This is a genomic window from Comamonas denitrificans (assembly GCF_042654745.1).
GTDB classification, from domain to species: domain Bacteria; phylum Pseudomonadota; class Gammaproteobacteria; order Burkholderiales; family Burkholderiaceae_C; genus Comamonas; species Comamonas denitrificans.
In genome coordinates this window covers 1-12,766 of the sequence record NZ_JBHSEY010000010.1, presented here as the reverse complement: position 1 = coordinate 12,766, position 12,766 = coordinate 1, and the positions used below count along the sequence as shown (strand labels likewise).

Genomic DNA, 12,766 nt, shown 5'->3' with positions numbered 1-12,766 from the left:
CAGGCATCCCGTCATTTTTCCTCGGGATGCCGCGCTTGCCAGTCGGCCAGTTCCTGGCGGTAGTGGGCCAGCTCCTCGCTGTAGAGGTCCCACACGCAGGGGGAGCAGCCGCTGTCACAGCATTCGCTGGGCAGCGGCTGTTCGGGCGGTGTGGGGCGGGGGTCGTTGTTCACTGCCCAGCCTCCAGGAATTGCGCCAACTCCAGCGGCAATGCCGCCAGCAGGGTGAGCGACTCGCCCGTCACCGGATGGTTCAAGCGCAAGCGCCAGGCATGCAAAAACATGCGCCCCAGCCCTTGCTTGGGCAGGCGCTTGTTCAGGGCAAAGTCACCATACTTATCATCCCCGACAATGCCATGGCCTTGGCTGGACAGGTGGACGCGGATTTGGTGGGTGCGCCCGGTTTTGATCGTCACTTCCAGCAAACTCATGGCCGGCAGCCCTTGCAAGGCGCGCGGTGGCAGGCTTTGGCGCAACTGCACCAGCGTCAGCGCGGTCATGGCATCCGGGGCATCGGCGGTGGTGGTGCGCACGCGCCGCTCCCCATCGGGCAGCAGGTATTTGTGCAAGGGCGTATCAATCACTTTTTTATTGGCTGGCCAGCTGCCTTGCACCAAAGCCAAATAGGTTTTACCGGTAGAGCGCTCGCGAAACTGGTCTTGCAAGGCTTTGAGGGCCGAGCGTTTTTTCGCCACCAGCAAAATGCCCGAGGTTTCGCGGTCCAGCCGGTGTACCAGCTCCAGAAACTTCGCCTGCGGGCGGGCCCGGCGCAGTTGCTCAATCACGCCAAAACTCACCCCGCTGCCACCGTGTACGGCCACCCCTGCCGGTTTATCCAGGGCGATAAACGCTTCGTCCTCAAACAAAATCGGAAATTCGCGCGCCGGAGCGGCAACGGCATCGGAGGCTTTTTCTGCCACGCGCACCGGGGGCAAGCGCACGGTATCGCCCGCCTGCACACGGGTATCGGCCGCGCAGCGGCCTTTGTTGATGCGCACCTCGCCGCTGCGGATGATGCGGTACACATGGGTTTTGGGCACCCCCTTTAAATGGCGAATCAAAAAGTTGTCCAGCCGCTGGCCGGCATCCTCTTGCGAAACTTGTAACCAGCGCACCGCTGGTGCGGCAGCAGCTGGCGGTGGGGGCTGCATCCCCTTTATAATGTGCTTCACCTGCGCGTCAATACATGTAAGTGGTTGATTTTTTTGGATTTTGATCCAGGAACCCGTTACGCAAGCGTAGGTCGGTCGATGCCTGAAATATGTTTTCCACGTAAAAAACAGCTCTCAAAGCTGCTAAGGAACACATTTTCACCCGTGAACGCATTGCAATACTGAACGAATTTTTTGACCGGCTGCGGCCCCATGTTTTTTCGGGCCACAGCCGTTTTACTGACACCAGCATAGGTATGTGGGTTTTTCTTTCTTGGCTCATCAACGCACTGGCAGGGCAAGCCCCTGAGCGCGTCTGCACGCCAAGCCCCACCGACCTGAATGCCTCCACTGCGGCCCTCACGTTGCCGACATTGGGGGGTATTCACTCGTTTGTGCTGGCCCCACGCATCCTGCCACCGCCCCCTTTGCTGGCTTAACGGGCCAGGCAGCGTCGGCATGCCCGCCAAGGGCCAGGGGTGCGCCCTTTCGTTTCAGTAGTGCACGCTTTTCGGGTTCGACTGTTGGTCGTCTTGATTTAAAAGCGTGTTGGCCCGTGGCCAGCGCGTTTCCTCAGAAAAAAGGATGTGCATCATGAAACGGATGCTGATTAACGCCACCCAAACCGAAGAGCGCCGCCTGGCGATTGTGGATGGCCAAAAATTACTCGATTACGAAGTTGAAATCGAAGGCCGCGAGCAGCGCAAAGGCAATATCTACAAAGCGGTCGTCACCCGCATTGAGCCCTCACTGGAAGCTTGCTTTGTCGATTACGGCGAAGAGCGCCACGGCTTTTTGCCATTCAAAGAAATCTCGCGCCAATACTTTGCCGAGGGCGTCTCGCCCAGCCAGGCCCGCATTAACGAGGTGATCAAAGAAGGCCAAGAGCTGATCATCCAGGTCGAAAAAGAAGAGCGCGGCAACAAGGGCGCAGCGCTGACCACCTTTATCAGCCTGGCCGGGCGCTACGTGGTGCTGATGCCCAACAACCCGCGCGGCGGCGGTGTGTCGCGCCGCATCGAGGGCGAGGAACGCGCCGAGCTCAAAGAGGCCATGGACCAGCTGGACTACCCCAAGGGCATGAGCATCATCGCCCGCACCGCAGGCATTGGGCGCAGCGCGCCTGAGCTGCAATGGGACTTGGACTACCTCCTCAAACTGTGGAGCGCCATCGACGGTGCGGCCAAGGCGGGCAAGGGCGCTTTCCTGATCTACCAAGAGTCCAGCCTGGTGATCCGCGCCATTCGCGACTATTTCAACAACGACATCGGCGACATCCTGATCGACACGGACGACATCTACGAGCAGGCCCAGCAGTTCATGGCCCACGTCATGCCCGAGCACGCCAACCGCGTCAAACGCTACCGTGACGATGCGCCGCTGTTCTCGCGCTTTCAGATCGAGCACCAAATCGAATCGGCCTACGCGCGCACTGTGCAACTGCCCTCGGGCGGGGCGATTGTGATCGACCACACCGAAGCCCTGGTCAGCGTGGACGTGAACTCGGCCCGCGCCATCAAAGGCAGCGACATCGAAGAAACCGCCACCCGCACCAACCTGGAAGCCGCCGACGAAGTGGCCCGCCAAATGCGCCTGCGCGACCTGGGCGGCCTGATCGTGATCGACTTCATCGACATGGAAGAGTCGCGCAACCGCAAAGAGGTCGAAAACCGCCTGCGCGACGCGCTGCGCCAAGACCGCGCCCGCGTGCAGTTTGGCACCATCAGCAAATTTGGCCTGATGGAGATGAGCCGCCAGCGCCTCAAGCCCGCCCTGTCCGAAGGGGCGCACATCAACTGCCCGCGCTGCGGCGGCTCGGGCCACATCCGCGACACGGAAAGCTCGGCGCTGCAAATCCTGCGCATCATTCAGGAAGAGTCCATGAAGGACAACACCGCCGCCGTGCACTGCCAGGTGCCGGTGGAAGTGGCCAGCTTCCTGCTCAATGAAAAACGCGCGGAAATCTCCAAAATCGAACTCAAACAACGCGTTGCCGTGCTGATGGTGCCCAACAAAGGGCTGGAAACCCCGCACTACCGCCTGGAACGCCTGAAGCACGACGACCCGCGCCTGGACAGCATGCAGTCCAGCTACCAGTTGGCCGAAGAGATTGCCGATGACACCACCGTCACGCGCCGCTCACAGGAGCCGACCAACCGCCAGACCCCGGTCATCAAAGGCGTGCTGCCCGATGCCCCACCTGCGCCCCAACCCGCAGCCCCGGCACGCAAACCTGCTGGCGCTGCCGCCGCCCCGGCCAGCGCCCAGCCCGCTGTGCAGGAGCAAGGCTTTTTCTCCTGGCTCAAAAGCCTGTTTGGCTTTGGCACCCCGGCCCCCGTGGTGGCCCCGGCACCGGCCCCCGCAGCGCCCAGCAAGCCCCAAGGCCGTCGCAACGGCGAACGCAACACCGATGGGCGCAAACGCAACGGTGAACGCAACGGTGAACGCAGCAATGAACGCGGTGAGCGCACTGAGCGCAACCGCGAACAGCGCGAGGACAGCACCGAACGCAGCGCTGAACGCAGCACCGAGGGCCGCAGCCGCCGCAGCAGCAGCGACCGCCCCCAGCGCGAAGGCCGTGAAACGCGCGAGAACCGCGAAGGCCGCGAAAGTCGCGACACCCGCAAGCCCCGCACCCCGGAGCACGAGCAGCACAGCAGCAACGACGAGGCCAAAGAGCCGCGCGCCCCGCGTCCACGCCGTGAACCCCGGTCGGCCGAGGCGCAGGCTGTGCCCGCACCAGAGGCCAGCACGCGGCTGAGCCCCACGGCCCTGCCCGCCGATGCACCCATGGCCGACGTTGCGGCCGAAACCCAGTCGGCAACCAGCCTGGCCACCGAAGCGCCGCTGGGCCGTGCCGACCAGCATGACGATGGCGAAGACAGCGCCCCGCGCAATGGCCGCCGCAGCCGCGATCGCTATGGCCGTGACCGCCGTGGCAACCGCACCGAGCGCAGCCCGCGCGAAGAGCAACAGCCCGATGCCGCGTTAGAGGACAGCACCCCCATCGAAATCGTGCTGCCCGTTGCAGCGGCCCATCTGGCCCCCGCCAACGACAACGCTGCGGACGATGCCGCACCGCGCCGACGCAGCTACTTTGCCGACGTGCGCCCGGAAACGGGCACGCAGCCTGCCGCTGCCCCTGCATCTGAATCTGCGGCAGTGGCGGTGGCAGCGGCCGTCCCCACCGAAGCCAACGCACCGGTTGCGGAAAGCGTCCCCGCTTCCATTCCAGAAGCTAGCCCCGCTGAAATGGCGGCCGTTTCAGAGCCAATAAGCACTGAAACATCCACAGAAGAAGCGCCAACAGCTCCTGAAAAAGAAGCGCCTGCCGTGGCCATGGCGACAGCGGTAGAAGCAGCGGCAGCGACCCAGCCCGCCCCGGCCAGCACCTACCACCTGCCCATCGAGCAACTGAGCGCCCTAGCGCAGGCGGCCGGGCTGCAGTGGGTGCAATCGGATGCCGAGAAAATCGCCGCCGTGCAAGCGGCCATTGCCGCCGAGCCAGCCGCGATCCGCATCCCGCGCGAGCGCCCCGCGCCGGTGGTGCTGGACGATGCGCCGCTGATCCTGGTCGAAACCCGCAAGGATTTGGCCGACCTGCGCCTGCCGTTTGAAACGCACAACACCGCGTCCTAAGAACGTGTTCACGATCTCCTCATGGGTGTGCGGGCGCGGCTTCGGGCGGTCTGCGTCGTTGCAAATCCTCGCAATAGCCAAGCTATTGCTGTGGTTTGCGCCTCGCAACCCATCCCGAACCGCATCCCCCACACCTTCATTCGAGATCATGAACACGTTCTAAGCGGCGACAGGAGTCGGACTGACACCTGGCATAACGGGGGCCGAGATGCATTCTTGGCCCCCATTGTTTTTTCTTGCTGGATTGGAGCTGGCCATGCTGTTTTTACTCTCCCCCGCCAAAGCCCTGGACTACACCCGCCCCCTGCCCGAGGGCCTGCCCCACACCCTGCCCGCCTTCAGCGCCGAGGCGCAAGGCCTGATCGACATCCTGCGCGAATGCTCCCCGGCCGACATCGCCCGCTTGATGAAACTCAGCGATGCCCTGGCCCAACTCAACGCCGCCCGCTACGCCGCGTGGAGCAGCACATTGACCGCCGACAACGCCCGCCAGGCCTTGTTTGCCTTCAACGGCGATGTGTACGAAGGGCTGGATGCCTGGAGCCTAAGCCTGGACGATCTGGCCTGGGCGCAAGACCACGTGCGCACCTTAAGCGGCCTGTACGGCGTGCTGCGCCCCCTGGACTGGATGCAGCCCTACCGCCTGGAAATGGGCACCAAACTGGCCAATCCCCACGGCAACACCCTGTACGCCTACTGGGGCAGCCGCATTGCCCAGGCGCTGAACGAGCAGCAGGCCCAGGAAGCCGCCCCAGTGGTGATTAACCTGGCTTCGCAGGAGTATTTCAAATCGGTCGATCTGCAAACGCTGCGGGCGCAGGTGGTCGAATGCGTGTTTGAGGACTTCAAAGGCGGCCAGTACAAGATCATCAGCTTCTACGCCAAGCGTGCCCGGGGGCTGATGGCCCGCTGGGCCATCCAGCACCGGGCCGAAACGCCTGAGCAATTGCAAGGCTTTGACCTGGACGGCTATGCCTTCACCGCCGCCGCCTCCACCCCTGAACGCCTGGTTTTTCGCCGCTAAACCATCACGATGACACCCACCACCACCCCCGAACACTCCCCCCTGGGCAAAAGCAGCGCCTACGCCGACCAGTACGACCCCAGCCTGCTCTTTCCCCTGCCGCGCCAAACCAACCGCACCGGGCTGGGCATTGCGCCAGGCCAAGCGCTGCCGTTTTTTGGTGCCGATTTATGGACGGGGTATGAACTGTCCTGGCTGAACCTGCGTGGCAAGCCGCAGGTGGCGCTTTTGCAGGCGCAAATCCCCTGCGAAACGCCCAACCTGATTGAGAGCAAATCCTTCAAGCTCTACTTGAACAGCTTCAACAACAGCCGCTTTGCCAGCAGCGATGCGGTGCGCGAGCACCTGCGCCACGATTTAAGCGCCGCTGCTTGGCATGGCAGTGGGCAAACGGCCAGCATTGGCCTGCGCCTGGTCAGCCCCGAAGATTTCGACCAGCAAGCCATGGAAGAGTTAAGCGGCCTGAACCTGGATCGCCTGGACGTGGAGTGCTCCCACTACCACCCAGCCCCCGAGCTGCTTAGTGCCAAGCACGACGAGCCGCCGGTCACCGAGGTGCTCACCAGTCGCTTGCTCAAAAGCAACTGCCTGGTCACCGGCCAGCCCGATTGGGGCAGCGTGCAAATCAGCTACAGCGGGGCGCAAATCGACCAAGAGGGGCTGCTGCGCTACATCGTCAGCTTTCGCAACCACAACGAGTTCCATGAGCAATGCGTCGAACGCATCTTCATGGACATCTGGCAGCGCTGCCGCCCGATCAAGCTGACGGTGTATGCCCGCTACACGCGCCGGGGCGGGCTGGATATCAACCCGCTGCGCACCAGCCACCCGATGCAGTTGCCGCCCTCGGTGCGCACCGCGCGGCAGTAAGCGCACCGTGTTGGCCTAATCTGCCCAGCGCTGGCTGATGGCCAATAGCTCGTCCATCAAGCCCACAAACAGCGCAACCAGCTGCGGGTCAAAGTGCTGGCCCGCTTCGGATTCGATCAGTGCCATCGCATCCTGCGCCGTCCAGGCTTTTTTGTAGGGGCGCACGCTGGTCAGGGCATCAAACACATCGGCAATGGCCACGATGCGGGCCTCCAGCGGGATGGCCTCGCCCACCAGGCCATAGGGGTAGCCTTGGCCGTTGAATTTTTCGTGGTGGTACAAGGCCACCGAACGCGCCAAGCGCAGCACGCGCGAGGGGTCTTCGCCAATGATTTCTGCGCCAATTTCTGGGTGGCGGCGCATGACCACCCATTCTTCGGGGGTGAGCTTGCCCGGCTTTTGCAAGATGGCATCGGGGATGCCAATTTTGCCCACATCGTGCATGGGCGCGGCGTTGAGCAAATCATCTGTCCAATCGGGCGCACACCCGGCCGCCAAGGCCAGGCAGCGAGAAAAATGGCTCATGCGGATGACGTGCATGCCGGTTTCATTGTCTTTGTACTCGGCCGCCCGGCCCAAGCGCTGCACGATTTTTAAGCGCGTTTCGCGCAGCTCATCCAGCCGCACCAGCGACAAGTGCGTGCGCACCCGCGCCCGCACTACCGGGGCGCTGATGGGTTTGGTCAGGTAGTCCACACAGCCGGCGGCAAAGCCTTCGACCTCATCGGCAACATCGTTCAGGGCCGTGACAAAAATCACGGGCACGGCGGCCGTCTGCGCTTCGGCCTTGAGCGCGCGGCAGACCGCGTAGCCATCCATGCCCGGCATCATCACATCGAGCAAAATCAAATCGGGCGTGTGTTCCCGCGCCAACTCCAGCGCCCGTTGGCCATCAGTGGCGAACTGCAGGCGGTACTCTTGCTGCAGCACTTGGCGCAAGACTTGTAAGTTGGTCGGTTCGTCATCCACCAACAAAAGGCGCGGACGGTGGTCGAGGGTAACGGTCATGGCTTCATGGCTTTATGGTTTCGAGTTGCTCGCGCAACAAGGCACTGGCACGGGAAAAATCAAAATGATCCAGCGCCTGGGTCAGCTGCGGCAGCAAGGATGGGGGCAGGCAAGCGGTCAAGCGCGACAGATCAGGGTACTCGCTGCGCTCTAAATTTAAAAGCATTTCGCGCATGCAAGTAATCATTTCATCGGTTAATAGCTCATTATTACCTATGGAATTTAAGCGGCCCAAGCTATCTTTTTCTTCAGTCACCGCGAGCAAGGCTTGTACCTGCTGCCAGGCTTGGGCCAGCGCTGACCACGCCGCTGCTGGCAGCGGGTGGCCCTGGTGGGCCGAGGATTCCACCGCGTGCAAAGTCTGGGCCAAGGCCGGCAATTGCAAATTGCCCGCCACCCCGCGCCAGCGGTGGGCCAGGGCGGCCACGTCGGCCATTTGCGCAGCCGCATGGAGCGCTTGCAGCTGCGCAAGTACCGCAGGAAACTGGGCCATGCTGCGCTGCAAAGCACCCTGCCATTGGGCGCGGCTGCCCCACAGCGCCAGGGCGGCGGCCTCATCACACACGGCAGCAGGCGGTGCGCTGGCTGCGGGGGCCGTGGCGGCCGCCGGTGCCAGGGGGAGCAGGGGCGCGGCAGGGGCATCCAAGTGCAAAACCCGGGCAATTTCTGCTTGCAAACAGGGCACCGACAAGGGCTTTTGGGCAAAGCCATTCATGCCGACATCAAACGCCTGCTGGCGGTCTTGCAGCAAGACGCTGGCCGACAGGGCGATCACCGGCGTAGGGGCTTGGCCCTGCTGGGCTTGCCAGGCACGCCACTGCGTGGTGACGGCAAAGCCGTCGATGTCGGGCATGTGCAAATCCAGCAGCACCACATCAAAGGCCTGGGCTTTGAGCAACGCCAACGCCGCTTGGCCGCCACTGGCCAGCGTGACCTGGTGGCCACCACGGGCCAGTACCAGTTGCAGCAACTCCAGGTTCTCGGGCACGTCATCCACCGCCAGAATGCGCAGCGGCGGCAGCGCCACGCTGGCCAGCATGGGGGTGGCGGCCACGGGCTGGCCCGGCGGCAGGGGCAGGCAAACGGTAAAGCAGGTGCCTTGGTTTGGAATGCTGCTGACCTGCAAGCGCCCGTGCATCAATTCGACCAGCTGGCGGGCAATGGTGGTGCCCAGCCCGGTGCCGCCAAAGCGGCGCGTGGTACTGGTATCGGCCTGCGCGAAGGGGGTAAACACCCGACTCAATTGCTCCGCCGTCATGCCAATGCCGGTGTCTTGCACCTGCACATGCAGCCACTGCTCCGGCCCCTGGCGCACGTGCAATGTGACGCTGCCGATGGCGGTGAATTTGATGGCGTTGGAGAGCAGGTTGAGCAGCACTTGGTGAATGCGCAGGGCATCGCCCTGAAAAAACTCCGGCTCCTCAGGGGGGTAATCCAAATGCAGCGAGAGGGCTTTTTTGCCAGCCTCCAGGCTGAGCATGTCCACCAGCTGCTGGCACAGCTGGCGCAGCGAGAAATCGCGCACCTCCAGCTGCAGCGCACCTTTTTCGAGTTTGGCCGTATCCAAAATGTCGTTGAGCAAGCCCAGCAGGGTGCGCCCCGATTGCCGCACGGTGGTCAGCTGGCGCTGCTGCTGTGGGTTCAGGGGGGTATCGAGCAAGGCCTCGGTAAACCCCAAAATGGCGTTCAGCGGTGTGCGGATTTCATGGCTCATATTGGCCAAAAAGCTGCTGCGCGCCTGGCTGGCTTGTTCGGCCTGCTCTTTGGCCTGGCGCAGCTCCGCTTCGTGGCGTTTATGCTGCGTAATATCGTAAAAAACAGCCATGCAACCACGCAGCACACCGTCTTCAAAGAGCGGCAAGACCGTCATGGCCGCAGGAAATGGCCCACGCTCTTTGTGCACCAGAACCAGGTTATCCTGCATGTCAAAGGACACGCATTCTTGCAAGGCGTAGCACAAGCACACTGGGCAGGCGGGGGCATCCTCGCCTTCTGCTTGGCCTGCGCAAAAATACATTTGGCCGTGCAGCGACTGGCCTTTGAGCTGCGCCAGCGTCCAGCCAAAAAGGCGTTCTGCTTCTGGATTTAAGAAGGTGCAGCGCTCTTCGCGGTCCAACACCATTACGCCCTTGCCCAAATTAGCCGTAATGCTCTCTAAAAAGGAGCGCTCATGGGCCAATTCTTGTTCTAATTTTTTGCGTTTGGTGATGTCGGTGCGCACCGAGATGTACTCTTTGGGCAAGCCGTTGGCATCCAAAAACGGCACGATGGTGGCCGCCACCCAGTAGGCTTGGCCCGTGACCGGGGAGCGGTTGCAAATCTCGCCATGCCACGTGTGGCCTTGGCTGATGGTCTCCCACATTCCGGTATAGAAAGCACGCGGATGGATGCCCGAAGCAATGATGCGGTGGTTTTTCCCCAGCAGCTGATGCGGTGCCATGCCATTGATTTCACAAAACAAATCATTCACATAGGTGATGGTTCCGTGGACATCCGTGGCACTGACAATGGCGTGCTGATTCAGGGTGCGCTCGCGCAGCAGCATGGCGCGGTACTGCACCTCAAAGTCATCGGCAAACACACGCAATTGAAGCAGGGCTTGGGCGGGATCCTGCCAATTTTTAATGTGCAGGCCCAGCGGCTGCAGCATGCGGTTGAGCATGGCTTGCAAGTCAGCCAAGTTGTTTTGCACTTGCCCGTGTTGTGCATGCAGATGCGCTTGCTGCTGGGCGGCCGCGACAAGCTGCGCCAAAGCGTGTTGAACCTCCGGGCCAGCAGTTTGGGCAAGGCGGTGCAACTGTGCCAGTGCGCTCGCAGAAAGCTGCTGTGTGGTCACGACCCCAGCGGTCAGGTCATCTTGATTGGGCACAAACGATTATTTTCAAAAGATATGTAGCAATGCTATGTGATTAATTGTGCCAATAAATTCTGCGCCTGCACCAACTCAAAAGAATCCAAGGCTTCTTGAATCGTTTTGATTTTTGCAGCATCCACCCATGGCTGCAGCTGCACCAACTGCTGGTGGGGCAGCTCGCCTTGCGCGAGCATGTCGATGGCTTGCTGCACGAGGCCGCGCACTTGTGCAGCATCGGCCCCCACCGGCACCGCCCCTTGCCCCGCTGGCGCTGGCGCTGGCGCTGGCGCTGGCGCTGGCGGGGCCACAGCATCGCGCACTTGCAGCCACTGCTGCTGCAGCAGCTGCAAAGCCGCTGCACAGGCCGCCCCATCGTGCGCCTGCGCGCTCGCTTCCAACGACCGCAGCACACCGGCCAAGGGTTTGAGCTGCAAATTGGCCGCCACACCATGCCAGCGGTGGGCTTGCTCGGCCACGGCGGGCCAGTCTTGCGTGGCTGCCAATGCCTGCAATTGGGCGGGCCCGCTGCGGTATTGCTGCACGCAACGCTGCAGCATGTGCTGCCAAGTCGCCCAGTCGCCCCACAGGGCCACGGCGGCAGGCGCATCCCAGGGCGGTGCATCGGCTGTGGCCAGCGCAGGCGCTGCCGCGCTGGCGGGTGCAGCCACTGCGCTGGGCCCGGCAGCCGCCGCCAGGGGCAGGCCCAGCACCCGGGCCATTTCCGCGTACAAGTCGGGGATATGCAGGGGCTTGGGGGCAAAGCCATTCATCCCCGCTTGCAGGGCCAAGGCCCGGTCTTCGGCCAGCACACTGGCCGACAGGGCAATGATGGGCACCGGCGGCTGGGCTGTATCCTGTCCAAGGCGGCCCGCTTCCAGCGCGCGGATGTGCTCGGCCACCTGGTAGCCATCCATCTCGGGCATTTGCAAATCGGTCAGCACCAGATCAAAGGGCTGCCGGGCAAACTGCGCCAGGGCCTCGCGCCCGCCCGAGGCCAGCGTAAGCTGGTGCCCCGCGCGGCCCAGCACCACGCGCAGCAGCTCTAGGTTCTCGGGCATATCGTCCACGCACAAAATACGCAGCGGCGGCAGACTGGGGGCCGCCTGGGTAAAGCGTAGCGCCGCCCCGCTGGCCAATGCCAAAGGCAGTTGCACGGTAAACGCCGAGCCGGCACCCGGGGCGCTTTGCACCGCAATGCTGCCGCCCATCAGCTCGGCCAGCTGGCGGGCAATGGTGGTGCCCAGCCCGGTGCCGCCAAAGCGGCGGGTGGTGGAGGCATCGGCCTGGGCAAAGGGATCAAAAATGCGCTGCAGCTGCTCGGCCGTCATGCCGATACCGGTATCCACGACGCTCAAATGCAGCACCCCGCTGGCATAGGCCACGCGCAGTTGGAGGTGGCCCACCTCGGTAAATTTAATGGCGTTGCTGAGTAAATTGAGCAAGATTTGCTGGATGCGCAAGGCATCGGCATGGAAAAACTCAGGCTCGGTGGCCGGGTAGTGCAGCTGCAAAGCCAGCCCTTTTTGCGCCGCCTGCAAGCGCACGGTCTCGCATACTTCGGCACACAGTTGGCGCAAGGAAAGATCGGCCTGTTCAAGGTGGACGGCACCTTTGTCCAGCTTGGCCGAATCCAAAATATCGTTGAGCAACCGCAGCAGCGACAAGCCCGATTGGCGCACCGTGCTCAGCTGCTGGCGCTGGGTGGCATTGAGCGGACTGTCGAGCAACACCTCGCTAAAACCAATGATGGCGTTCATGGGGGTGCGAATTTCATGGCTCATGTTGGCCAAGAAACTGCTGCGGGCAGCGGCGGCCACTTCGGCCCGCTCTTTGGCCTGGCGCAGGGCTTCCTCCATGGCATGGCGTTCGCTCAAATCGGTGGCGAATTTCACAATTTTGAAAACCTTGCCCTGGGTATCAAAAATGGGGTTGTACGAGCCCAAAATCCATACCCGGCGGCCCCCCTTGGCCACCCGCAAGAACTCCCCCAAAACGGGCTGGCCCTGGCGCAATTGCGCCCAGCCTGCGGCATAGCCCGGGGCCTTCAACTCTCGTTCGGTGCAAAAATTTTGGTGGTGCAGGCCCAGTACCTCGTCCCGGGTATAGCCCATCATGCGCAGGTGATTGTCATTGGCACCAATGACGTAGCCGTCTAACCCGGATATTTCACCGTAGTAGAGCCACAAACGAGTACGGCATTGCCCTTGTGTGCCCGAAAATC

The 12,766-nt window shown here is 62.5% G+C and carries 9 protein-coding genes; 4 read left to right on the top strand and 5 right to left on the bottom strand.

The annotated features are described in order from the left end of the window. Positions 1-11 precede the first annotated feature (11 nt). Together ACFO24_RS01985 and ACFO24_RS01980 are read right to left on the bottom strand one after the other, a co-directional pair. Positions 12-173, bottom strand: coding sequence for an oxidoreductase-like domain-containing protein (locus ACFO24_RS01985; protein ID WP_377736531.1), 162 nt, complete (start codon positions 171-173; stop codon positions 12-14). Then, positions 170-1,171, bottom strand: a complete 1,002-nt coding sequence (locus ACFO24_RS01980) for an RluA family pseudouridine synthase (RefSeq protein ID WP_377736530.1) — start codon at positions 1,169-1,171, stop codon at positions 170-172. The genes ACFO24_RS01985 and ACFO24_RS01980 overlap by 4 nt, the downstream gene beginning before the upstream one ends. 236 nt (positions 1,172-1,407) lie before the next feature. Here ACFO24_RS01980 and ACFO24_RS01975 point away from each other — a divergent pair, with 236 nt between their 5' ends. The 4 genes from ACFO24_RS01975 (at position 1,408) to queF (ending at position 6,683) form a co-directional block, all read left to right on the top strand. Beyond that, positions 1,408-1,590 (top strand): hypothetical protein, encoded by a 183-nt coding sequence (locus tag ACFO24_RS01975; RefSeq protein ID WP_377736529.1) that lies wholly within the window; start codon positions 1,408-1,410, stop codon positions 1,588-1,590. A 154-nt stretch (positions 1,591-1,744) separates the two neighbouring features. Then, entirely contained in the window at positions 1,745-4,789 is a 3,045-nt protein-coding gene (locus ACFO24_RS01970) for an Rne/Rng family ribonuclease (RefSeq protein WP_377736528.1), read from the top strand. Between the two features lie 256 nt (positions 4,790-5,045). Beyond that, a complete protein-coding gene (yaaA, locus tag ACFO24_RS01965; protein ID WP_377736527.1) occupies positions 5,046-5,813 on the top strand; it encodes a peroxide stress protein YaaA in 768 nt (255 codons plus the stop codon). 9 nt (positions 5,814-5,822) lie between these two features. Continuing rightward, positions 5,823-6,683 (top strand): NADPH-dependent 7-cyano-7-deazaguanine reductase QueF, encoded by an 861-nt coding sequence (queF, locus tag ACFO24_RS01960; protein ID WP_377736526.1) that lies wholly within the window; start codon positions 5,823-5,825, stop codon positions 6,681-6,683. A 15-nt stretch (positions 6,684-6,698) separates the two neighbouring features. Here queF and ACFO24_RS01955 read toward each other — a convergent pair whose 3' ends face one another. From ACFO24_RS01955 to ACFO24_RS01945, 3 genes are all read right to left on the bottom strand, one after another. Next, entirely contained in the window at positions 6,699-7,691 is a 993-nt protein-coding gene (locus ACFO24_RS01955; protein WP_207574636.1) for a response regulator, read from the bottom strand. Between the two features lie 4 nt (positions 7,692-7,695). Next, positions 7,696-10,560, bottom strand: coding sequence for an ATP-binding protein (locus tag ACFO24_RS01950; protein ID WP_377736525.1), 2,865 nt, complete (start codon positions 10,558-10,560; stop codon positions 7,696-7,698). Between the two features lie 32 nt (positions 10,561-10,592). Then, positions 10,593-12,766, bottom strand: a 2,174-nt coding sequence (locus tag ACFO24_RS01945) for a PAS domain-containing hybrid sensor histidine kinase/response regulator (RefSeq protein WP_377736524.1), incomplete at its 5' end; no start/stop codon positions are given.

What these genes read in the sequence shown, in the direction of transcription:
- ACFO24_RS01975 (WP_377736529.1), top strand. Translation starts at nt 1,408, where the DNA reads ATGTGGGTTTTTCTTTCTTGGCTCATCAACGCACTGGCAGGGCAAGCC.
- ACFO24_RS01970 (WP_377736528.1), top strand. Translation starts at nt 1,745, where the DNA reads ATGAAACGGATGCTGATTAACGCCACCCAAACCGAAGAGCGCCGCCTG.
- yaaA (WP_377736527.1), top strand. Translation starts at nt 5,046, where the DNA reads ATGCTGTTTTTACTCTCCCCCGCCAAAGCCCTGGACTACACCCGCCCC.
- queF (WP_377736526.1), top strand. Translation starts at nt 5,823, where the DNA reads ATGACACCCACCACCACCCCCGAACACTCCCCCCTGGGCAAAAGCAGC.
- ACFO24_RS01955 (WP_207574636.1), bottom strand. Translation starts at nt 7,691, where the DNA reads ATGACCGTTACCCTCGACCACCGTCCGCGCCTTTTGTTGGTGGATGAC.